24 protein-coding genes are annotated in these 22245 nt (G+C 65.9%); 9 read left to right on the forward strand and 15 right to left on the reverse strand.

Features of this window, described 5'->3' with window-relative positions:
- The first annotated feature begins 679 nt into the window (after positions 1-679).
- Positions 680-937 (forward strand): hypothetical protein, encoded by a 258-nt coding sequence (locus tag QX010_RS24255; RefSeq protein WP_316182342.1) that lies wholly within the window; start codon positions 680-682, stop codon positions 935-937.
- A 159-nt stretch (positions 938-1096) separates the two neighbouring features.
- Positions 1097-1348: a hypothetical protein gene (locus QX010_RS24260; protein ID WP_315803343.1), complete on the forward strand. Its 252-nt coding sequence runs from the start codon at positions 1097-1099 to the stop codon at positions 1346-1348.
- A gap of 10 nt (positions 1349-1358) precedes the next feature.
- Here the strand turns inward: QX010_RS24260 and ppk2 are convergent, their stop codons facing one another.
- From ppk2 to napE, 7 genes are all read right to left on the reverse strand, one after another.
- A complete protein-coding gene (gene ppk2 / locus QX010_RS24265; RefSeq protein ID WP_316182344.1) occupies positions 1359-2513 on the reverse strand; it encodes a polyphosphate kinase 2 in 1155 nt (384 codons plus the stop codon).
- A gap of 146 nt (positions 2514-2659) precedes the next feature.
- The gene (locus tag QX010_RS24270; protein WP_316182345.1) at positions 2660-3769 is read right to left on the reverse strand and encodes an ATP-dependent RecD-like DNA helicase; all 1110 of its coding nucleotides are present in this window, start codon (positions 3767-3769) and stop codon (positions 2660-2662) included.
- 213 nt (positions 3770-3982) lie between these two features.
- The gene (locus QX010_RS24275; RefSeq protein ID WP_316182347.1) at positions 3983-4645 is read right to left on the reverse strand and encodes a NapC/NirT family cytochrome c; all 663 of its coding nucleotides are present in this window, start codon (positions 4643-4645) and stop codon (positions 3983-3985) included.
- Complete coding sequence (locus tag QX010_RS24280; RefSeq protein ID WP_316237569.1) at positions 4642-5094, reverse strand: nitrate reductase cytochrome c-type subunit; 453 nt, start codon at positions 5092-5094, stop codon at positions 4642-4644. The genes QX010_RS24275 and QX010_RS24280 overlap by 4 nt, the downstream gene beginning before the upstream one ends.
- A gap of 23 nt (positions 5095-5117) precedes the next feature.
- Positions 5118-7622 (reverse strand): nitrate reductase catalytic subunit NapA, encoded by a 2505-nt coding sequence (napA, locus tag QX010_RS24285; RefSeq protein ID WP_316182350.1) that lies wholly within the window; start codon positions 7620-7622, stop codon positions 5118-5120.
- A 15-nt stretch (positions 7623-7637) separates the two neighbouring features.
- On the reverse strand, positions 7638-7958 hold the full coding sequence (locus QX010_RS24290) for a chaperone NapD (RefSeq protein WP_316182352.1): 321 nt from the start codon (positions 7956-7958) through the stop codon (positions 7638-7640).
- Between the two features lie 16 nt (positions 7959-7974).
- On the reverse strand, positions 7975-8160 hold the full coding sequence (napE, locus tag QX010_RS24295) for a periplasmic nitrate reductase, NapE protein (RefSeq protein ID WP_316182353.1): 186 nt from the start codon (positions 8158-8160) through the stop codon (positions 7975-7977).
- A gap of 374 nt (positions 8161-8534) precedes the next feature.
- Here napE and QX010_RS24300 point away from each other — a divergent pair, with 374 nt between their 5' ends.
- From QX010_RS24300 to QX010_RS24325, 6 genes are all read left to right on the forward strand, one after another.
- Positions 8535-9491, forward strand: a complete 957-nt coding sequence (locus tag QX010_RS24300; RefSeq protein WP_316182355.1) for an aliphatic sulfonate ABC transporter substrate-binding protein — start codon at positions 8535-8537, stop codon at positions 9489-9491.
- A 35-nt stretch (positions 9492-9526) separates the two neighbouring features.
- On the forward strand, positions 9527-10702 hold the full coding sequence (gene ssuD / locus QX010_RS24305; protein ID WP_316182357.1) for an FMNH2-dependent alkanesulfonate monooxygenase: 1176 nt from the start codon (positions 9527-9529) through the stop codon (positions 10700-10702).
- Positions 10699-11505 carry an aliphatic sulfonate ABC transporter permease SsuC gene (gene ssuC, locus QX010_RS24310; RefSeq protein WP_316182359.1) on the forward strand — a complete coding sequence of 269 codons (807 nt, stop codon included), beginning with the start codon at positions 10699-10701 and terminating at the stop codon, positions 11503-11505. The genes ssuD and ssuC overlap by 4 nt, the downstream gene beginning before the upstream one ends.
- A gap of 10 nt (positions 11506-11515) precedes the next feature.
- Entirely contained in the window at positions 11516-12376 is an 861-nt protein-coding gene (locus tag QX010_RS24315; RefSeq protein ID WP_316182361.1) for an ATP-binding cassette domain-containing protein, read from the forward strand.
- A 14-nt stretch (positions 12377-12390) separates the two neighbouring features.
- Positions 12391-12960: a flavin reductase family protein gene (locus QX010_RS24320; protein WP_316182363.1), complete on the forward strand. Its 570-nt coding sequence runs from the start codon at positions 12391-12393 to the stop codon at positions 12958-12960.
- An 87-nt stretch (positions 12961-13047) separates the two neighbouring features.
- Positions 13048-13203, forward strand: a complete 156-nt coding sequence (locus QX010_RS24325; protein ID WP_284421132.1) for a hypothetical protein — start codon at positions 13048-13050, stop codon at positions 13201-13203.
- A gap of 444 nt (positions 13204-13647) precedes the next feature.
- Here QX010_RS24325 and QX010_RS24330 read toward each other — a convergent pair whose 3' ends face one another.
- From QX010_RS24330 to QX010_RS24365, 8 genes are all read right to left on the reverse strand, one after another.
- Positions 13648-15027: a sigma-54 dependent transcriptional regulator gene (locus tag QX010_RS24330; protein ID WP_315803356.1), complete on the reverse strand. Its 1380-nt coding sequence runs from the start codon at positions 15025-15027 to the stop codon at positions 13648-13650.
- A gap of 53 nt (positions 15028-15080) precedes the next feature.
- Positions 15081-15428, reverse strand: coding sequence for a flagellar motor switch protein FliN (fliN, locus tag QX010_RS24335; protein ID WP_015669138.1), 348 nt, complete (start codon positions 15426-15428; stop codon positions 15081-15083).
- Positions 15429-15458: 30 nt separating this feature from the next.
- Positions 15459-16082, reverse strand: coding sequence for a FliH/SctL family protein (locus QX010_RS24340; RefSeq protein WP_316182367.1), 624 nt, complete (start codon positions 16080-16082; stop codon positions 15459-15461).
- A complete protein-coding gene (fliG, locus tag QX010_RS24345; RefSeq protein ID WP_315714167.1) occupies positions 16082-17176 on the reverse strand; it encodes a flagellar motor switch protein FliG in 1095 nt (364 codons plus the stop codon). Before fliG ends, QX010_RS24340 begins: the two co-directional genes overlap by 1 nt.
- Positions 17177-17220: 44 nt before the next feature.
- The gene (gene fliF, locus QX010_RS24350) at positions 17221-18819 is read right to left on the reverse strand and encodes a flagellar basal-body MS-ring/collar protein FliF (protein WP_316182368.1); all 1599 of its coding nucleotides are present in this window, start codon (positions 18817-18819) and stop codon (positions 17221-17223) included.
- A 335-nt stretch (positions 18820-19154) separates the two neighbouring features.
- Entirely contained in the window at positions 19155-19430 is a 276-nt protein-coding gene (locus QX010_RS24355; protein WP_002714638.1) for a DUF1153 domain-containing protein, read from the reverse strand.
- A gap of 249 nt (positions 19431-19679) precedes the next feature.
- Positions 19680-20378: a flagellar hook capping FlgD N-terminal domain-containing protein gene (locus QX010_RS24360; RefSeq protein WP_315803359.1), complete on the reverse strand. Its 699-nt coding sequence runs from the start codon at positions 20376-20378 to the stop codon at positions 19680-19682.
- A 12-nt stretch (positions 20379-20390) separates the two neighbouring features.
- Positions 20391-21995 (reverse strand): flagellar hook-length control protein FliK, encoded by a 1605-nt coding sequence (locus QX010_RS24365; RefSeq protein WP_316182369.1) that lies wholly within the window; start codon positions 21993-21995, stop codon positions 20391-20393.
- Here QX010_RS24365 and QX010_RS24370 point away from each other — a divergent pair.
- Entirely contained in the window at positions 21982-22209 is a 228-nt protein-coding gene (locus QX010_RS24370; RefSeq protein ID WP_315803361.1) for a hypothetical protein, read from the forward strand. The two genes, QX010_RS24365 and QX010_RS24370, sit on opposite strands and share 14 nt — an antisense overlap.
- Positions 22210-22245 lie beyond the last annotated feature (36 nt).

Here is a 22245-nt window from a genome sequence, read left to right on the forward strand (position 1 = left end):
GGCGCGCCTTCGCGCCAGCCTTGAGGCCGGCCGATCACCGGTCTACAAAAAAGACAGTTGCTCCTCGGGGACCGGCTCTCTTGCCCCCGTCGCCGGCGGATCATCACCGCCAGCTTGGCCTCAGCGTCGGGAGGCCAGGACCACACGCTTTCGCCGTCCGCGCCATGCCGTTCGTCGGCAGGTCCAGGACCCGCTGCAACATGCCGCGTCCATCGCATTCCGCTGCCAACGTCCGTGACGATCGCGATACGTCCCCTGCCGTGCAACGAAACGCAGGCATGATAAGTCTGATTTGGGCAGAGCGCGAAATGATTTATGTTTTTCAGAAGGCCTTGACAGCTTTTGTCGCCGCCGGCCGATTTGCCCGACGGGCTGCAGGGCGGTGCTGCGCGCCGTCGATCCTGCATCGTCGGCAGCCATCAAATTCGCGACGACGGGGGGAGGTCATCGGATGCGCGCCATCTCGTCCGCGAACTCACGATACGTCACGCTTCGTCGATCCTCGAATGATGATGTGGTTCAGGTCTCGCGGTCGTGATCCCGGCAAGGCGACGACGCCGCGAATATTTCGTTTCCGCCGCGGTCAATACAGAGGCGGTCGCGCCTCGCTGATGACGGCTCTGACCAGAGCATCAATCGCGTGCGTGGTCTCCGCATCCTGAGAACCTGGAGAACAATCATGACATCCTGGAAATCAAAGGCGGCAGCCTTGCTGCTGTCGATGGCCACTGTTGCGCCGGCATCGGCGCAGGGCTGGTTTTTCGGCGAGCAGGAGCCTGGGGCGTTTCAGGCGATGTATCCTGATCGCGACGTGCTCAACGGCGGCGCGCTGACGCCGGCGGGGAAAATGGGCATGGAGCGCGCCTCCGGCGCGGTGCTCGTGTTTCCGCCGCGGGCCCGTCTCAGCCGGTATGATCGGCTGCCGCTGCGGCGGTGACGCGTCGGACCGTCGGCACGAATGATCCCTTCGCCAGCTCTGAGACATGAGCGCGCTCACGAAGGGTTACCGGCTCGCGCAGTCGTGATAGGGGGGCAGCCTTCGCCCGCCTACATGATCGCAAGCGTGAATTGATGCACCACAGAGGGAAGACCGATCATGATCATATTCAGGAGCCTGGCGGCAGCTCTGCTGATGTCGACGCTGGCGGTGACCGCGGCATCGGCGCAATTCTCCGAGCCGGCGGCCTATGAGGCCATGCATCCCGAACGCGACGTGCTCAATGGCGGCACGCTGACGCCGGCGGCACAGGCGGAGTTGGCCCGTCGCGGCGCGCCGGGCCTTCCGAATGCCAATGCAGCGATGCGGCCAGCCGATATGGCGAGGCCGCACCGGCGTCATCGGCGCTGAGCGGGGTGGCTTAGCTCGCGTGCTCCTCGCGCTCGTGGATCACGCTGGCGCGGCCGACGATGAGGTCGTCGACCTGGCCGATGCGCGAGACGTCCTTGCCGGCATAGGGCAGCGAATGCAGCACGCAGCGCATCGCGTTCAGCCGCGCACGCTTCTTGTCGTCTGACTTGATCACGGTCCACGGGCAGTCGGCGGTGTCGGTGGAGAAGAACATCGCCTCCTTCGCGCGGGTGTAGTCGTCCCATTTGTCGAGCGAGGCGGTGTCGATCGGCGACAGCTTCCACTGCTTCAGCGGATGCGCCTCGCGCTCCTTGAAGCGGCGGCGTTGCTCGTCGCGGCTGACCGAGAACCAGAACTTGATGAGGTGGATGCCGCTGCGCACGAGGTTGCGCTCGAACTCCGGCACCTGGCGCAGGAACTCGTCGTACTCGACCTGCGAGCAGAAGCCCATCACGCGCTCGACGCCGGAGCGGTTGTACCAGGAGCGGTCGAACAGCACGATCTCGCCCGCGGTCGGCAGATGCTCGACATAGCGCTGGAAGTACCACTGGCCGCGCTCGACCTCGCTCGGCTTGTCCAGCGCCACCACGCGGGCGCCGCGCGGATTGAGATGCTCCATGAAGCGCTTGATGGTGCCGCCCTTGCCGGCGGCGTCGCGGCCTTCGAACAGCAGCACCAGGCGCTGGCGCGCATCCTTCATCCAGTTCTGCAGCTTCAACAGCTCGGTCTGCAGGATGAATTTCTGCTCCTCATAGTCCTTGCGGTACATGCGGAATTTGTAGGGGTAGCCGCCCTGGCGCCAATTGTCGGCGAGCTCGTCGGAGGTGTGGCGCTTGTCGGGCTTGGCCTTGCCCTCGATCAGCGCCTTCATCAGCCTGGCATCGTCCGGCGCGGCGCCGTCCAGCATCGCCCTGACCGGCGCGGAGTTGGGGTCGAGGGCCGGCGGACCGTTGAGCACGGTCTCGAACGCCGACAGCTCGGTGATCTGCGCGGCCTGCATCGATTCGTCCACAAGCGACTGACCGATCGGATCGAGCTTGGCTGCGGACTGCCGGCGCGCGACACGCGCCGTGGCGCTCGCGCGCTTGCGGCGCTGACCGTTGGAAGCCTTGTCTTTCGTCGACTTGCCTTTGGTCTTGCCTTTCGTGGTGTTGGACTTTGCCATACGATCCCGCCGTCTGCTGCTGGTTTAACAGAGATGTGAATCGATCTTTATCCGCCAAGGACCCTGCGTCAGGTTGACGTGGATCAACCTGCCGCAGGTGGGTACCAGCGAGGCGCGCAAAATCGTCTCGCGCGGTAAAGCCGGCGTTACACCACGATCGACAGCCGCTTCGCGGCGCGGGTGATGCCGGTGTAGAGCCAGCGGGCGCGGCTTTCCTGGAAGGCAAAGCTCTCGTCGAACAGCACGACGTCGTCCCATTGCGAGCCCTGCGACTTGTGCACGGTCAGCACGTAGCCGTAGTCGAACTCGTCATAGGGCTTGCGCTGCTCCCACGGGATGTCCTCGATGCCGCCGGCGAAGCATTCGCCGCGCACCGAGACTTTCGTGACCTTGCGTCCGAGATCCTCGTCGGGCGCGACCCGCATGGTGACGATCTTGGACTTCGAGGTCGCGCGCGACTTCACCCGCCACAGCCCGCCATTGAACAGGCCCTTCTTGCGGTTGTTGCGCAGGCAGACCAGCTTGTCGCCGGCGACAGGGAGGGCGTCCTCGATGTCGAGGCGCTGCCGGAAGCGGTTGTTGTAGGCGCGTCGGGTGGCGTTGCGGCCGACCAGCACCTGGTCGGCCTCCATGACGCGGGACGGATCGAGCTCGCGGCGCTCGACCACCTCGCTCTCGCCGTAGCGGCCGACGTCGAGCGTGTTGCCCTCGCGCACGTCCATCGACATCCGCACGATCGGATCGTCCTTGGCCTGGCGGTGCACCTCGGTCAGCATCACGTCCGGCTCGCTGTCGGTGAAAAAGCCGCCCCCCTTGACCGGCGGCAGCTGCGCGGGATCGCCGAGCACCAGCAGCGGGCAGTCGAAGGACAGCAGGTCGCGGCCGAGATCGGCGTCGACCATCGAGCATTCGTCGATGATGATCAGCTTGGCCTTGGAGGCCGGCGCGTCGTCCCACAATTCGAAGTTCGGCTGCTCCTCGCCGGTTTCTTGCGCGCGATAGATCAGCGAATGGATGGTGGAGGCGTTGTCGCAGCCCCTGCTGCGCATCACCAGCGCCGCCTTGCCGGTGAAGGCCGCGAACTTGACCTCGCCGTCGACGCCCTCGGCGATGTGGCGGGCCAGCGTGGTCTTGCCGGTTCCGGCATAGCCGAACAGCCGGAACACTTGTGGCGTGCCGCTCTGGCCGGGCTTGGCCTTCAGCCAATCGCCGACGGCCTTCAGCGCGGAATCCTGATGCGGGGAGAAGGTGGTCATGGCTCACAGGGATGGAGCCGCGCGGCGACTCGGGGACATTCCGTGAACCTAAGGGCTGATGCGGGGAGATCAAGCGCTAGCTAAGGCAGAGGTGCCTCGCTTCAGAGAATGGAGGCCGAAAGCGTGCGGCGCGTACGGTGTGCTCCCCTCCCCACAAGGGGGAGGGGAGCCGACTGCGCGCGCGGCGACGGCTCGGCCATTCAGAGAAGTCGACTACTGCCAGCCCGGCACGCCCCGCATGTCCGGCAGGTGGTGCGCGATGCCCTTGTGGCAGTCGATGCAGGTCTTTTCGCCGGTGAACAGGAAGCGTTGATGCGCTTCGACGGCGCGCGGCGACTGCTTGGTGATGTCCATCGACTGGGAGCTGTGGCAGTTGCGGCATTCGAGCGAGTCGTTCGCCTTGAACCGCGCCCACTCATGCAAGGCGAGCTCCAGTCTGCGGTCGGTGAACTTCTCGCGGGTGTTGATCGAGCCGAACAGATGGCCCCAGACCTCCTTGGAGGCCTGCATCTTGCGCGCGATCTTGTCGGTCCAGTTGTGCGGCACGTGGCAGTCCGGGCAACTGGCGCGCACGCCCGAGCGGTTTGAGAAGTGAACGGTCGACTTCAGCTCGGCGAACACGTTGTCTTTCATCTCGTGACAGCCGGTGCAGAACTTCTCGGTGTTGGTGATCTCCAGCGCGGTGTTGAAGCCGCCCCAGAAGATCACGCCGGCGAGGAAGCCGGCGAGCACCAGCACGCCGAGCCCGAACACGGAGCTCGGCTTCAGCAGCACGTCGATGAGGTCGAGAATGAACTGCCAGGCGCGGCCGGCAAGGCCGAGCTGCTGCTCGGGGACGGGCGCCTTGGCGCCCTCCGGGATGTCGGCGCTGCTCATCGCTTGCCACCCGGCTTGTCGTGCGCCAGCAGCGTGTCGATGTCGACGAAGTCGTTGCTGACAGGCGGATTTGCGACACTCTGCGGCACGTGGCACTGGGTGCAGAAGTAGCGGCGCGGCGACACCGACGCCAGGAACTGGCCGTCGCGGTCCATGAAGTGGGTGATCGACAGCATCGGCGCCTTCGACTCCGCGATGCGAGCACGGGCATGGCAGGACAGGCATTTGTTGCCCTGCATGTCGACCTGATAGCCGTCGATCGAATGCGGGATCACCGGCGGCTGCTCCGGATAGTTGCGCACCTCTTTCTCGGCGGTGTTCTTCGTCGGCTGCATCGGCGGCGCCGGGCCTTCGTCATTGAGCGGCGTGGGGCCGCGCAGCGACGAGGAGACGCTCTGGGCGAGCAGGGCGCTCGAGCCGGCCGCAAGGCTGGCTGCGAGCAGCATCATGGCAAGTCTCTTGATCATGATCGTCACACCCGCTCGATGCGCACGGCGCATTTCTTGTAGTCGGTCTGCAGCGAGATCGGGTCGGTGGCGTCGAGCGTCACCTTGTTGATCAGCTTGGACTCGTCGAACCACGGCACGAAGACGAGCCCGCGCGGCGGCTTGTCGCGGCCGCGGGTCTCGACGCGGGCGCGGATGAAGCCGCGCCGCGAGGCGACCTTGACCTCGTCACCGCGCCTCAGGTTCGCGGCCTCGGCATCGTCCGGATGCATGAAGCAGACGGCTTCGGGGAACGCCTTGTAGAGCTCGGGCACGCGGCGGGTCATCGTGCCGGAATGCCAGTGCTCGACCACGCGTCCGGTCGACAGCCAGAACGGATAGTCCTTGTCCGGCGATTCCGCCGGCGGCTCGTAGGGCAGGGCGAAGATGCGCGCCTTGCCGTCCGGGAAGCCGTAGAACTGCACGCCGGTGCCGGACTTGACGTAAGGGTCGGAGCCCTCGCGGAAACGCCAGCGCGTCTCCTTGCCGTCGACGACAGGCCAGCGCAGGCCGCGCTCTTTGTGATAGGCCTCGAACGGCGCCAGGTCATGGCCGTGGCCGCGGCCGAACGAGGCGTATTCCTCGAACAGGCCCTTGTGGACGTAGAAGCCGAACGCCTTGGATTCGTCATTGGCATAGCCCGGCTCGATCTGGTCGACCGGGAATTTGTCGACCTGGCCGTTCCTGTAGAGCACGTCGAACAGCGTCTTGCCGCGAACCTCCGGCTTCTTGGCGATCAGCTCCTCGGGCCAGACCTCTTCGATCTTGAAGCGCTTGGAGAACTCCATCAGCTGCCAGAGGTCGGAGCGCGCCTCGCCCGGCGCCGAGACGAGCTGGTGCCAGAACTGGGTGCGGCGCTCGGCATTGCCATAGGCGCCTTCCTTCTCCACCCACATCGCCGTCGGCAGAATGAGATCGGCGGCGAGCGCGGTCACCGACGGATAGGCGTCGGAGACGACGATGAAATTGTCGGGGTTGCGGAAGCCCGGATAGGTCTCTTCGTTCGCGTTGGGGCCGGCCTGCAAATTGTTGTTGACCTGCACCCAATAGGCGTTGAGCAGGCCGTCCTTCAGCATCCGGCTCTGCAGCACCGCGTGATAGCCCGGCTTGTCCGGGATCGTACCTTCCGGCAGCTGCCAGATGTGCTCGGCCTTGGCGCGGTGCTCCTTGTTGGTGACCACCATGTCGGCGGGCAAACGGTGCGAGAAGGTGCCGACCTCGCGCGCGGTGCCGCAGGCCGAGGGCTGCCCGGTCAGAGAGAACGGGCTGTTGCCGGCCTCGGCGATTTTCCCGGTCAGAAGATGGATGTTGTAGACGAGGTTGTTGCACCAGACGCCGCGGGTGTGCTGGTTGAAGCCCATGGTCCAGAACGAGACCACCTTGGTCTTCGGATCGGCATAGAGCTCGGCGAGCGCCTGCAGCCGGTTCAACGGCACGCCGGACATCTCGGCGGCCTTCTCAAGCGTGTAGTCCGAGACGAACTTCGCATACTCGTCGAACGAGATGTCGGTGGCGTCGTTCGGGTTGGCGGCGCCCTTGGCCTTCTTCTGCAGCGGATGCTCCGGCCGCAGGCCATAGCCGATGTCGGTCTGGCCCTTCTTGAACACTGTGTGTGCCTGGACGAAGTCCTTGTTGACGCGGCCTGTCGTGATGATGTGGTTGGCGATGGCGTTGAGGATGTAGAGGTCGGTCTGCGGCTTGAACACCATGCCGATATCGGCGAGGTCGAACGAGCGGTGCTCGAAGGTCGAGAGCACGGCGACCTTGACATGCGGCGTCGACAGTCTCCGATCGGTCACGCGGGTCCACAGGATTGGATGCATCTCCGCCATGTTGGAGCCCCACAGCACGAACGCGTCCGTGGCCTCGATGTCATCGTAGCAGCCGGGCGGCTCGTCGATGCCGAAGGTGCGCATCATGCCGGCCACGGCCGACGCCATGCAGTGCCGCGCATTGGGATCGATGTTGTTGGAGCGGAAGCCGGCCTTGAACAGCTTGGAGGCCGCATAGCCTTCCCAGATCGTCCACTGGCCCGAGCCGAACATGCCGACGCCGGAGGGCCCGCGCTTCTTCAGCGCCTCCTTGTACTTCTGCGCCATGATGTCGAAGGCTTCGTCCCACGTGACCGGCGTGAACTCGCCGTTCTTGTCGTACTTGCCGTTGGTCTTGCGCAGCATCGGGTGCGTCAGGCGATCATGGCCGTACATGATCTTGGACAGGAAATAGCCCTTGACGCAGTTCAGGCCGCGATTCACCTCGGCCTTGATGTCGCCATGGGTGGCGACGACGCGGTTGTCCTTGGTCGCGACCATCACGCTGCAGCCGGTGCCGCAGAAGCGGCAGGCGGCCTTGTCCCATTTCAGCTCGCTCTGCTCGCGCTCGGTGACGAGGTTCGCCGCGAGCGAGGCGCTCGGCATGCCGGCGGCGGCCGCGGCAATCGCGGCGGCTTCCAGCTTCAGCATCTGGCGGCGATCGATCTTCATGTCGGTCATTGGAGTCTCGTGTGATTAGCCGGCGTCGATGGCGTGGAAGACGAGGCAGGCGGAGTGCACGTGCGGCAGCAGTCCGATCCGGTTCATGGTGGCGCCGAGCGCGCCGGCATCGGGCGCATCGACGACGACGATCAGCTTGCCTCGGATATCGCGGCCGTGGATCTCGCAGCCGGACAGCGCGAGGATGTCGGCTTCGACGCGGTCGAGCTGCTCGGGCCGGGTCTGCACGATGATCGAGGCGATCTCGCCCTTGGCTGGTGCGACGACGGGATCGGCGGTGAGGACGCGGCCGGTGATCAGCGCGCGCCGGTCGAGGGAGGTGCGGTGTGAGAGCACGGCGGGGTCCTTCCGATCAGTGCGCCGCGGGCGGCCCGGGCGGTCCGGCCATCATCTGGTAGACCCACACCGTGAGTCCGTAGGAGCCGACGGTGGCGACCGCGAGCGCAGGCATCAGCACGGCAGTGAGAAACAGGAAGGCAAAAATTTCCATGCGTCTGCGACGCGCACGCGCGTTCGCATCGCCGCCAATGAGCGACATGAGAGAATTCTCGGCTAGGGGGAGGTTCAGGAGGGGTTGCGGCATCCGGGCCGCGCCTGTTCCAACGTTAAGCAAGGAAGCCTTGCCAAAGGCTTGACCTGGATCAAGCGGCGGAACCGCGGGGACGATTGGTCGCGGATCGGCGAGCATGCCGGTGCGATCGTGGTTGATGGTCTGTGAAGACCCGTGATCGCGTTGTCGATCGCGAGAAATTCTCGCTGCATTGCACGGGCGTCTCGATACGAACATCCCTTCGCTGTGTGACGAAACAGGACCGGCATCGCTATTTTTCCGGGGTGCTCGACACGCGTTTCGCCCGCCACCATCATCCCTTGCATCGCATCAATGCGGATGCGCAAGGGTCGGAGAGTGCAATGAAGCGTCGCGATTTTCTCAAACTGTCATTGGCATCAGCTGCGGTGATGAGCTGCGCGGCGCCGCTGCGCGCCGAGGACAGGCCGAAGGAGATCCGCATCGGCACCCAGAAGGGCGGCTTCTTCCCCGCCGTGAAGGCGCGCCGCACCATCGAGGAGACGTTCAAGCCTCTCGGCATCGAGATCGTCTGGGTCGACTTCCAGTTCGGTCCGCCGCTGCTTGAGGCCATCAATGTCGGCAGCGTCGATTTCGGCTATGTCGGCGACGCGCCGCCGATCTTCGCGCAGGCCGCGGGCGCCAAGATCCGCTACGCCGCCGCCGTCAAGCAGAACGGCAGCAGCCAGGCGATCGTGGTGCAGAAGGATTCGCCGATCAGGACGCTTGCCGATCTCAAGGGCAAGCGCGTCGCCTTCGGCAAGGGCTCGAGCGCGCACAATCTGCTGGTCGCAGCACTCGAGAAGGCGGGCCTGTCGTGGAGCGACATCACGCCGGCGCCGCTCGCGCCGGCCGATGCCACCGCGGCCTTCGTCAAGGGCTCGGTGGACGCGTGGTCGATCTGGGATCCGTACCTCGCGCTCGCCGAGCTGAAGGAGAATGCACGGGTGATCGCGTGGGACAAGGACGTGCATAAGCAGAACTCGTTCTACATCGTGGGCTCCGACTTCGTTGAGAAGTATCCCGCCATCGTCGCCAGGCTGAACGCCGCGTTCGCCGCCGAGGGCATCTGGGCCAACAGCCATCACGACGAGGTGGCCAAGGCGCAGGCCGAGGCGACCGGCGTCGACATCGCGCCGGTCAGGCGCTTCGTCGACCGTTCGGTCTACAGCGTCGTGCCGCTCGACGACGACATCATCAGGAGCCAGCAGGCGGTGGCGGATCGGTTCGCCCGCGTCGGCCTCATTCCGAAACAGGTCAACGTCAGCGACATCGTCTGGAAGTGGACGCCGTCCACCTGACGCCTGATCGCCATCCCAATCCGAAAGAGACTGACATGAGTAACGCTTCGACGCCCAACGTGCTGTGGTTCCTGCCGACCCATGGCGACGGCCGCTATCTCGGCACCTCGCAGGGCGGCCGCGAGGTCAACTTCAACTATCTGCGCCAGGTCGCGCAGGCCGCCGATCAGCTCGGCTATTACGGCGTGCTGATCCCGACAGGACGGAGCTGCGAGGATTCCTGGATCGTGGCCTCGGCGGTGGCGCCGTTCACCGAGCGGCTGCGCTATCTCGTCGCGGTGCGACCCGGCCTGCAATCGCCGGCGGTGGCCGCGCGCATGACCGCGACGCTCGACCGCGTCAGCAACGGCCGGCTGCTGGTCAACGTCGTCACCGGCGGCGATCCGGTCGAGAACAAAGGCGACGGCATCTTCCTGTCGCATGAGGAGCGCTACGAGGTCACGCGCGAATTCCTGACCGTCTACAACGCGCTGCTCGAAGGCGAGGCGGTCAACTTCAGCGGCAAGCATATCACGGTCGAGGACGGCCGGCTGCTGTTCCCGCCGGTGCAGTCGCCGCGGCCGCCGCTGTTCTTCGGCGGCTCGTCGGATGCCGGCATCGACGTCGCGGTAGACACCGTCGAGAAGTATCTCACCTGGGGCGAGCCGCCGGCCGATGTCGCGGCCAAGATCGCCAAGGTGAAGGCCGTCGCCGACAGTCGCGGCCGCAAGCTGTCGTTCGGCATCCGCTTGCATGTGATCGTGCGCGAGACCAATGACGAGGCGTGGGCGGCCGCCGACGACCTGATCAAGCACGTCACCGACGACACCATCGCCTCGGCGCAGAAGATTTTTGCCCGCATGGATTCGGTCGGGCAGCAGCGGATGTCGCAGCTTCACGGCGGCCGACGCGACAAGCTCGAGATCAGCCCGAACCTGTGGGCCGGCGTCGGCCTGGTCCGCGGCGGCGCCGGCACGGCGCTGGTCGGCGATCCCGACACGGTGGCGGCGCGCATCCGCGAGTACCAGGATCTCGGCATCGATACCTTCATCCTCTCGGGCTATCCGCATCTCGAGGAAGCCTACCGCTTCGCCGAGCTGGTGTTTCCCAAGCTTGGCTTGAATGTGTCGGAGCGGACGGGCAACGTCACCAGGCTCCGCACCAATACCGGCCCGTTCGGCGAGACCATCGCCAACGAGCACCGTCCGTTGCAGAGGGCCTCGCAATCATGAGTCTGATCGAAAGTGTTCCCAAGGTCCGCAGGCTCGCGGTGCCGCGCGCGGATGGGCTGATCCCCTGGCTGGTGCCGCTCGCGATCATCCTGATCTGGCAGGCGGCCTCGGCCGCCGGCCTGGTCTCGCCACGCGTGCTGCCGGCGCCGAGCGACGTGGCGCGCGCCGGCTGGAAGCTGCTGTGGTCGGGCGAGCTCGGCCGCAACATCTGGGTCAGCTTCTGGCGCGCCTCGATCGGCTTTTTGATCGGCGGCGGCATCGGCTTCGCCTTCGGTCTGGCCAACGGCCTGTCGCAACTGTCGGCGAAGCTGACCGACACCACTCTGCAGATGATCCGCAACGTGCCGCATCTGGCGCTGATCCCGCTGGTCATCCTGTGGTTCGGCATCGACGAGAGCGCCAAGCTGTTTCTGGTGGCGCTCGGCGTGTTCTTTCCGGTCTACCTGAATACGCTGCACGGGATTCGCACGGTCGATCCGCAACTCATTGAAATGGGCCGCGTCTACGGCATGTCCGACCGCGAGCTGTTTCGCCGGGTGATCTTCCCCGGCGCACTGCCGTCGATCTTCGTCGGCCTGCGCTTCGCGCTCGGCATCATGTGGCTCACCCTGATCGTCGCCGAGACGATCGCGGCGTCCTCGGGCCTCGGCTACATGGCGATGCAGGCGCGCGAGTTCATGCAGATCGATGTCGTCGTGCTCTCCATCCTGATCTACGCCCTGCTGGGCAAGGTCGCCGACAGCGCCTCGCGGGTGCTGGAGCGGCTGACGCTGTCCTGGCATCCGGCCTTCAGCAAGCATTGAGGTTCTGGAAATGCAGCAAGCGCTCCGAATTCCCGTCTCCGGTGTGGAGGTGATCGACGGCCCCGATGTGATCGGGCATGCTGAGGCTTTCCGCCCCGTGAGGAAGCACAGCGTGAGTCCGGCCCAACCCGAGACACGCGGCCTGCCGCTCGTGATCCGCGATCTCCGCAAGGCGTTCGGCGACAACGAGGTGCTGCGCGGCATCGACCTGGAGATCGCGGCCGGCCAGTTCGTCGCCGTCGTCGGCCAGAGCGGCTGCGGCAAGAGCACGCTGCTGCGGCTGATTGCCGGCCTCGACAAGCCGACGTCGGGCACGATCAGCTTCGGCGAAGCGGCCGCGCGGCCCGAGGACGTCCGCGTCATGTTCCAGGAACCGCGGCTGCTGCCATGGGCGCGGGTGCTCGCCAATGTCGAGGTCGGGCTCGGCCGCGAGCGCAAGGCCGCCGGTGCGCATGAGCGGGCGCGGCGGGCGCTCGAGGAGGTGGGTCTCGCCGACAAGCGCGACCAATGGCCGGCGGTGCTGTCCGGCGGTCAGAAGCAGCGCGTCGCGCTGGCGCGCGCGCTGGTCAGCGGTCCGCGCCTGCTGGCGTTCGACGAGCCGCTCGGCGCGCTGGACGCGCTGACGCGGATCGCGATGCAGCGGCTGCTGGAGCGGGTCTGGGCCGATCAAACCTTCACCGCAATCCTGGTCACCCATGACGTTGCGGAAGCCGTGGCCCTCGCTGATCGCGTCCTCGTCATCGAGAGCGGCCGGATCGCCGAGGACATCAGCGTCGATCTGCCGCGCTCGCGCCAGCGCGGCTCCGCCGAGCTTGCGGCGCTGGAAGGCTCGATCCTGGGCCAGTTGCTTGGACCGGGTACGACGGGGTAGGAAAGGTCAACGCAATGAACTCCATCGTCCGTCACATGCCTGATGCCACGGCGCTCCAGCCGGATTTCCGCTCTGCGATGCGCCAACTGGTCGGAGGCGTCAGCGTCATCACGGTCGGACGCGGCGATGAGGTCACCGGCATGACGGTGAGCTCGCTGTCGTCACTTGCGGTCGAGCCTCCCTCCATCATCGTCAGCCTCAACCGCAACGCCTCGTCCTGGCCAATTCTGCAGCGGGAGGGCGTTTTTGGCGCCAATCTGCTGGCGGCGGATCAGATCGGCGTGGCCGAACGGTTTGCGGGTAAGGGTGGCTTGCGCGGCGTCGAACGTTTCGCAGGGGCCGAGTGGCGCAAACGGGTCACCGGTGTGCCGCTCCTCGTCGGAGCGCTCGCGACGCTGGATTGCGAGGTCGAGGAGATCATCGAGCGGCACTCCCATGCCATCGTGATCGGCAAAGTGGTGCATATCGATGTGGCGCCGCAGTCGGCGGCCCTGGCGTATTGGCATGGCAGCTATGTCGGGGTTGATCGCGACGACGGTCACGGTCGGCTCGCGGCCTTCAGCGTCCCGGATCCGCGCGGCTGACGCCGTAACGTTCCGACGCTCCGGGGCGAGCTGGCAACTTTCCTGCGGACGCCTTAAAAGCCGCTGTCGGCGTCAGCAGCGGAAATCATGAAGCGGATCGGAACCTGGGCTCTGTATGCGATCGGCACGGTCGCCATCCTCTATCTCGCGCTGTATGCGTACGCGGTCCTGACGCAGCGCGAGTTCACGCCCGGCGATCCCATTCACATCTTCCGCAATCCCGAGGCGCCGAACTATTCGTGAGGCTGTGCCCGGCGACGCCGCGCCGGCGTATTCTCGCGAACCCACGGATCCGCGGACTGTTCACAGTCCTGTAGCTGCATCCAATCGTCGGTCAGAAACTGCACGCGGCAGCGGCGCCACACTTTGATGTGTCCGCCATCCGGCGACGTCTCGACGTCGGATAGCGACAGCGTGGGCGGCCGCCAGCGATAGCTGCGTTCATTGTCCCAGCCGTCGCAGCCCTCCCTGCCACAGGCGATCGTTCGCGAGATCAGCTTGCCTTTTCCTGCGAAGCACCAGCTCCGGACGCCCCATTCCTGACCCGACGATGGGGTGACGAGCGGTGCGTGCGACGTCTGCTCCCAGCAGCCTGACAGCACGCCGCGCGTTGCGGCACCGGCCGGCGAAACGGCAAGCGGCGCGCCGAGGGCCAGCGCGCCGCCGAGAACGATCCGGATGGGCAGATTATACGGGGCTCGGCATGCGCGGCGTGTCGCCGGAGCCCGGCGGCGGGATCGGCACGCCGCCGTCGGCATATTCGTTGAGCTTGTTGCGCAACGTGCGGATCGAGATGCCCAAGATATTGGCCGCATGTGTCCGATTGCCCAGGCAGTGCTTCAGGGTCTCCAGGATCAGGTCACGTTCGACATCGGCGACCGTGCGGCCGACCAGGGCGCGCGTGACCTGTTCCGCCGCCATCGTAGCATGCGCGACGGCGGGTTGGGTCTTGCCGATGTCGAGGCGGGCGCCGTCGGGCGTGAGGATGGCATCCGGCCCGATCTCGTCGCCCTGTGCCATCAGCACCGCGCGATGCATCGTGTTCTCCAGCTCGCGCACGTTGCCCGGCCAGCGGTTGGTGGTGAGGATGCGCTTGGCCTCCGCCGAGATCGGCCGCAGCGGAACGGCATTGGCCTCGGAATATTTGCGCGCGAAATGCTGCGCCAGTTCGAGAATGTCGGCGGGGCGCTCGCGCAGCGGCGGGATCTTGAGGTTGACGACGTTGAGCCGGAACAGCAGGTCCTCGCGGAACGTGCCCTCGCGCACGGCGTCGGCCAGGTTGCGGTTGGAGGTCGCGATGATGCGGATGTCGACAGGGACGGGACGGGTGCCGCCGACGCGATCGATCACGCGCTCCTGGATCGCGCGCAAGAGCTTGGACTGCAGCCGCACGTCCATTTCCGAGATTTCGTCCAGCAGGAGCGTGCCGCCATTGGCCTCCTCGAACTTGCCGATGCGGCGGGCGACGGCACCGGTGAAGGCACCCTTCTCGTGGCCGAACAGCTCGGACTCCAGCAGGTGCTCAGGGATTGCGGCGCAGTTGATCGAGATGAAAGGACGCTTGGCGCGGGCCGAGCGGGTGTGGACGTAGCGCGCCAGCACCTCCTTGCCGGTGCCGGACTCGCCGGTGATCATCACGGAGGCGTCGGAGCCGGCGATCTGCTGGGCAAGCTTGATCACCTTGGCCATCGCCTCGTCGCGATAGACCAGATCGCGCGAATCGTTGGCGACAGCGGCGAGGACGGCCGCGATCAGCTCAGGATCCGGCGGCAGCGGAATGTATTCCTTGGCGCCGGCATGGATGGCGGCGACCGCGGCGCGGGCATCGCTGGTGATGCCGCAGGCGACGATCGGCACGTGGATGTGCTCGGCATCGAGCCGCATCACCAGGTCGCGGATGTCGAGCGCGACGTCGACCAGCAGCAGGTCGGCGCCCTTGCCGCCGCGCAGCACCCGCATCGCCTGCTCGTTGTCCTCGGCATGGGTGACGGTGGCGCCGTTCTCCATGGCGATCTTGGTGGCCGTCGTCAGCTGGCCCTTCAGCGTTCCGACGATGAGAAGCCGCATGTTGGTCTCCTATTCGGTCGTGCCGCTCTCGATCGGCACGCAGGTCATGTCTGTCAGTTGCGGTCGGACTTGATGATTTCGGTCATCGTCACACCGAGCTTGTCTTCGACCAGAACCACCTCGCCGCGTGCCACGAGCCGGTTGTTGACGTAGATGTCGATGGCTTCGCCGACCTTGCGGTCGAGTTCGAGCACGGTGCCGGGCCCGAGCTTCAGCAGCTCGCCGACATCCATCTTGGAGCGGCCGAGCACGGCCGAGACCTGAACCGGGACGTCGAACACCGCCTCGAGGTCGGCCGCGATGCGCGCGGCATGCTCTTCTTCATTGTAGCCGACGTCGCCGCCCAGCGGAGGCGCGTCCGCCGCATTGAGGTCGGGAAGCGGGATCTCATTGTCGCTCATGACTTAAACTCCCTCGGCCGCCACGGCGGCCTAGTTCTTCTTGGACGCCATGTAGCGTCCGACCAGCTCGTTGATCTTGGCGTCGATCGCAGCGCGCTCCAGCACGACCCCGCCATCGGCCCATTCGATACGGCAGTCGCCGGTCGCGATCTCCGGCTCGGCGAGGATCACGAGGCGCCCCTCGAAGCCGCTCTGCTTGGCGAGCTTCTCGATCTTCTCGCGGGCGAGCTCGTACAGCGCGTCGTTGATGCGCAGCACGAGGTGCGGCGTCGCGACCAGATGCGCGAAGCAGTCGTGCACGAGTCCGGAGATCTCGCCGAGCGGCTCCGCCTCGACCAGCGCCGCGCACAGCTTGCGGGCGACGGCGACCGCGACATCGACGGCCTCGGTTTCCATCCGCTGCTCGATGCCTTCGAAGCGTGCGGAGATGCCCTGCAATTGGATGTTGATCTGCTCCAGCGCCGAGGCGACGCGGCGGTCGGCCTCGACCTTGGCTTCGCGCTGCGCCGCCTCGTAGCCGTTGCGATAGGCGGCGGCTTCGGCGGCCGCGACCTTCTGTGCGATCTCGGCGGAGGTGGCGGCAGCGCGCTCCCGCGTCGCCTTCTCCGGCGCGGCGAAGTCGGTATCGAACAGGAATTTCGCGGGCTGAGCCATCAATACACCAGTTCGTCGTCGGCGCGGTTCTTGCTGAGCATGATCTCGCCCTTGGCGGCGAGATCCTTGGCGAGGTTGACGAGCAGGGCCTGCGCCTCGTCGACGTCGCGCAGCCGCACCGGTCCCATCGCGGCCATGTCGTCCTGCAGCATCTTGGCGGCGCGGGAGGACATGTTGCCGAAGAAGAAGTTGCGCACCTCCTCGTTGGCGCTCTTCAGCGCCACCCCGAGCTTGTCCTTGTCGACGTTGCGCAGCAGCGTCTGGGCGGAAGCGGAGTCGAGCTTGATCAGGTCGTCGAAGGTGAACATCAGCGCCTTGATGCGCTCGGCGGATTCGCGATTCTCTTCTTCCAGCGAGGTGATGAAGCGGGTCTCGGTCTGGCGGTCGAAATTGTTGAAGATCTCGGCCATCACCTCGTGAGCGTCGCGGCGGCGGGTCTGCGACAGGTTCGACATGAACTCGACGCGCAGGGTCTGCTCGACGCGCTCGATGACCTCCTTCTGCACCGCTTCCATGCGCAGCATGCGGCCGATGACGTCGAGCGCCATGTCCTCGGGCAGGATCGCGAGCACGCGGGCGGCATGCTCCGGCTTCAGCTTGGACAGCACGACCGCGATGGTCTGCGGATATTCGTTCTTGAGGTAGTTGGCGAGCACCTCTTCCTGGACGTTGGAGAGCTTCTCCCACATGTTGCGGCCGGCGGGGCCGCGGATCTCGTCCATGATGCCGTTGACGCGTTCCGGCGGCAGGTATTGCTGCAGCAGGCGCTCGGTGGCGTCGAAATTGCCCATCAGCGCGCCGGAGGCCGACATGCGCGAGACGAATTCGAGCATCAGGTCCTCGACCACGTCGGCTTCGATGGTTCCCAGCGTCGACATCGCCAGCGACAGTTCACGCACCTCGTCGTCATCGAGCTGCTGCCAGATCTTGCCGCCGTACTGCTCGCCGAGGGCGAGCATCATCACCGCGGCGCGGCGCGGGCCGCTCAAGGGCTCGGTCTTCTCGCGCTGCGCCTGGCGGCTCGCCAAGGTCGCGATGACCGTGGAAATGTCGTTGTTGTTGGCGTTGGCGTTCTGGGTCTGCGGCAGCGACATGGCGTCTACGTTCTTTTCAGTTCAGGCGGTTCACGTCGATCGGGTCAGCTCTGCGGCTCGGCGAGCCACTGGCGGATGATGGCGGCGGCTTCGCCCGGGTTGCGGTCGGCCAGCTCGCCCACCCGGTGGACGGACTGAGCGTGGACCTGGCCCTGGACCTGGGCGACGTCGATCATGTTGGCGGTCTGCTGGGCGTGAGCGGCTGCCTGGATGGTTTCGTCGGTGAGCGCCGGCAGGCCGCCGCCCGGGACGGCGATCTCTTCGGTGGCGATGATCTTCTTCACCAGCGGCCGCACCACCATGAACACGACCACGATGCCGAGCAGCATCATCACCGCGAGCTCGATGACGTACATGACGTCATCCTTGGTGAAGTGGAGCATCCCGAGGAAGCCGGTGGGCTCGTTGATCTGCGGCACCGCGGGAGCGTCGGCGAATTTCAGGTTGACCACCTCGACCTGGTCGCCACGCTTCTGGTCGAAGCCGATGGCGGAGCGGACCAGTGCGGCGATGCGGTCGAGCTCGTCCTTGCTGCGCTCCTGATAGACCAGCTCGCCCTTCTCGTTCTTGGAATAGGCGCCGTCGACCAGAACCGCGACCGAGATGCGGTTGACCCGTCCGGCCTCGGTGACCTCGGTCTTGGTGGTGCGGGAGATCTCGTAATTGTTGGTCTCTTCGGTCTTCTTGCTCTGGTCCCGCGGCTGCTGCGGCGACTGGTTCTGCTGGTTGCCCGGCAGCTCGTTGTTGACCGTGACCTGGCCGTTGTTCTCGTTGGTCGCCGACTGCTCTTCGCGTGTCTGACTCGAGCGCAGCACGCGGCCTTCCGGATCGTAGCGGTCGGAGGTCTGGGTGATGCGGTTGTAGTCGAAATCGGCGGAAAGCTGGACGCGGGCGCGGCCCGCTCCGACCACCGAGGAGACGATGTCCTCGACCTGCTTGCGCATCCGCTTCTCGAAGGCGTTGCGACGCTCGTCGCCGACCTGCTGGTCGATGTCGGTCTGGGTGCCGTCGGCGAGCAACTGTCCGGCCTCGTCGACGATCGACACCCGCTGCGGCTTCAGGCCGTTGACGGCGGAGGCGACGAGGTGGCGGATGGCGCGGATCTGCGCCGGCTCGAGGGTGCCGCGCACGCGCACGACGATCGAGGCGGACGGCTCCGGGGTCTCGCGCGAGAACAGCGGCCGCTCGGGCAGGACGAGATGGACGCGCGCGGCCTGGACACGGTCGATGGCGCGGATGGTGCGGGCAAGCTCGCCTTCGAGCGCGCGGAGATGGTTGATGTTCTGGACGAAGCTCGTGGTGCCCAGCGCGTCCGACTTGTCGAAGATCTCGTAGCCGACGCCGCCGCCCTTGGGCAGGCCGCCCTCGGCGAGCTTCATGCGCAGCCGGGTCACCTTGTCCTTGGGCACCAGGATGACGCTGCCTTCATTGCGCATCTCGAAGGGAATGCCCTGCCGCTCCAGATCCTTGATGATGCTGGAGGAGTCTTCCATCGTCAGGTCGGTGAAGAGGGTGGTCATCTGCGGCGCGGTCACGCGCATGATGACGAAGCCGAAGAAGCCGATCAAAGCAGCGGTCACCGCGATCATTGCGGTGAGCCGCGCGGCGCCCAAACCCTTCAGGAAGTCCAAGAGACCTTGCAAGCAACTGCCCCATAGTTCGGCATTCGACGGGTGGCCGCTGAAAGGCGATGTGAGCTTCGCGGGCCTTTACGGCCGGTTGCATAGATCGCGAAATTCAATCCTTAACCTTCACCAGCACCCGCATTCCAGGTGGCGATCCGATGTCAGCCGCCACGTCCGCCAGTCGCAGAGGGGGCGCGGAGGTTGGATCGAACCGCTGGGCAATTATTGCCTATGGGAAGGTTTCGATATGGTTAACGATGGTTAAAGGGTCCTAACAAAGTGTAGACATGCAAAAAATCGGCTTGGCGGGGCCAAGCCGATTTTCGAACAAATCCCGTCGCGTCGGTAACGTCTTATTGGCGATATTGCTGAATTCGGGTGGTGCGCAGGCCGGCGAGACCATGCTGGTCGATCGAGAACTGCCACGACAGGAATTCGTCGACGGTCAGGGTGTAGCGGCTGCACGCTTCCTCGAGGGACAGCAAGCCGCCGCGAACGGCGGCAACGACTTCAGCCTTCCGGCGAATGACCCACCTCTTGGTGCCTGGCGCAGGCAAATCCGCGATGGTGAGCGGGCTGCCGTCAGGCCCGATGACGTATTTCACCCTCGGGCGATGGGGTTCTGTCATGGCGTACTCACAAACTCTTAACCACTGAACTCACGGTAAGACCCTACGCCGCCTCGCTTAAAATTTGCCTAAGCGAAGGGCGCGAATCCGGCGCTATGCGCGAACGCCGCCACTTCCGGTGGCGCTGCGCCCCGGGAGCGGAATCGTGGTAAATGATTGGTTAAGAATTTCCGGCGCTTACGCTGACATGTCGCCGCGGCGGCTGAGCTTGTTCGAGCTCAGCCGGGATCGGTTCAGACGGGGCGGGAGCTAGCTCACGATCCGCTGGATCTGGTTCACCGTATAGGTCTGGCCGCCGATCGACAGCAGCGGCGGCTGCTGGGTCAGGTCGACCGAGGATACGGTGCCCTTGACCTGGGTCGAGATGGCCACCGGCGAACCGTTCGTTGCATCGGTGCCGACCACCGTGATCTTGTATTGCCCGTCCGGCCATTGGGTGCCGTCATTGCCCTGGCCGTTCCAATTATAGGTCTGGTTGTCGCCGGCGCTCGCCGAATATTTGCCGCTGAAGACGGTCTGGCCGACGCTGTTGGTGATGCTCACCGTCAGGTTGCTGTCCTTCGGAATGCTGAGATCCCAGCTCGCTTGCCCGTTGGTCATGGTCGTCGTCGAGCCGTTCACCACCGCTGTCTTGCCGACGAAGGCGAGCGCCTGGGTCGCCTGCGTCGTCTGCTGCATCGTGAGCAGCGATGCGAGCTGGTCGTTGGTCTTGAGCTGCTGCTCGACGCCGGCGAACTGCACGAGCTGCTGGGTGAACTGGTTGGTGTCCAGCGGATCCAACGGATTCTGGTTCTGCAACTGCGTCGTCAGCAGCGTCAGGAAGGTCTGGAAATTGCCGGCAATGGTCGAGCCTGCGCTCGAGCCGAGGCTGCTGTTGCCGGTTGACGAATTGGTGTTGGTCGTGCCCGAGACCGGCGGGGGTGCCGTGATCGCGTCGCCGATTGCCATGGAAGCCTCCTGTTAAACCCTGATATCCACGCCGCCTTGCGCGCCGAACATCCGTCCATAGGACCGTCCGGCGAGCTGGACCGGGACGTTTTCGTCCTCGGTCACGATCAGGCGTTGTGCGTTGCCATTCTGTTGATAATCGCCGCCATTCTGGCCGGACGAGTTCTGGTCGCGCAGCGAGAACTGCAATCCGCTGTTGTTGCTCTTGAGGCCGGCGTCCTGCAGCGCCTGCTGGAGCTGCGGCGCCGTCTGCTGCAGCATCGCCAGCGTCTCCGGCTTCTCGACCCGCAGATGCGAGGTCACCTGGCCATTGCGGTCGACGTCGATGCGGACGTCGATGCGGCCGAGCTCGGCCGGATCCAGTCGGATCTCGAAGCGGCTCTTGCCGTTGAGCGCGGAGGCTGCGATCTCGACGGCAAGCCCATGAAGCGGCACAGCGGCCGCCGTGGCGGCTGTCGCGGTCAGGTTGGCCGAGGTGATCTGGCTGGTCGATGCGGCCGGCGTCGACAGCTGGGGCTGCAACGCGGCCGTGGCCTGTGCACTCGGATCCGGCGCCGGCCCGTTGGTCTGGCTGGTCGTCGGCGCGGCGTTGCGATCATGTGAGGCCGGTGCCTGCACGTTGCCATTCGCCTTCCCATCGCCGGCCTCGACGGAGTCCGGCTTGGCTGCAACAGCGGGCTGTTGCGCGAGCGCGCCATGGCCCGGCTGCTGAGTGGACTGGACGTTGCCATTGCCCGTTTCGGTGACCTTGCCGGCTGCGCCGTCGGCGAGCCCCGTCTTGGTCTGGGTGCCCGGCTTGCCCGTCGTCTTGGTGCTGCCGGGAACGGCCGCATCGAGCGCGGCGGCGAAGCTCTGTTCGGCAGATGCGGCAGCGTCGCCGGAGGCCGCCGCTGCCGTCTCGGGCGTCGTCGCGGTGGATCCGGCTCCGTCGGCATCCTTGGCCGCCGCGGAGGATTTGGCTGCGGCCGCCAGCAGGCCTGCCGCGGCATCGACCGAGCCCTGCGGGCCAACACCGGGCACTCCGACGGGAGCGGCCGCACCGGGCGCATTGGTTTTGCCGTCGCCGTCCGCCGTGCCATCGCCGCTGGCGGGGTTGGCGAGGGTGATCTCGGGCTGGATGGCGACGGCGACCGGCGTCGGCACGGCCACGGTCGGCCCGGCTACAGCGGTCGTCGCGGCGCTCGCATCCGTGCCGGCCTGATCGCCGTCCTTCTTGTCGCCCGTCTTGCCGTCGCTGGTCTTGCCGTCGGCGGTCCCAGCCGCATCGGTTTTGGTCGACGTGCCGGCGATCGCGTCGGCCGGGGTATCCGAACCGCTGTCGTCGGCGCGCGCGGTGCTGCCGTCGGCCTTGTCCGCCGGCTTGTCCTGCGACCTGGCCTGGGTGGTGCGATCGGCGTCGCCGGCCCGCGCCGGCTCGCGGCTCGGGGTGGAAGCGCTGGCGGCGCGCGGCGACGGCGACGCGGAGGTGGGCGGCGACGCTGTCGACGGATCCGGAGTCGCGGCGTCGACCAGCGCCGAGAAGCTGTCGGACGGCTGCGGAGCGTCCTGACGGGACTGTCTCGGCGCCGTGGTCTTGAGAACCGTGCCTGCCTGGATGTCTGACGTGACGCTGAACACCTTGGACCCTCTCGCGATGAACTCGACCAAGCAGTTCAGCAAGGAGCGGGCCAAGCCGGGGTTGCAGAAAATCGCCAACAAATTCAGGTTCTTATGGAATCAATCGGGGCGCGGGCCGCAGCCCTCGTCCTCGCCATTTCTGCCCGGCCGGCAAGATTTGCCGCCGGCATCTGCGACCGGCGCAATTGCTTCGCAGGAAGTGCGCCTATATTAGAGACAGATGCTTTCGTGTTGTTTCCGATCAGGACAT

This window comes from Bradyrhizobium sp. SZCCHNRI1009 (genome assembly GCF_032487575.1).
Taxonomy (GTDB): Bacteria; Pseudomonadota; Alphaproteobacteria; order Rhizobiales; family Xanthobacteraceae; genus Bradyrhizobium.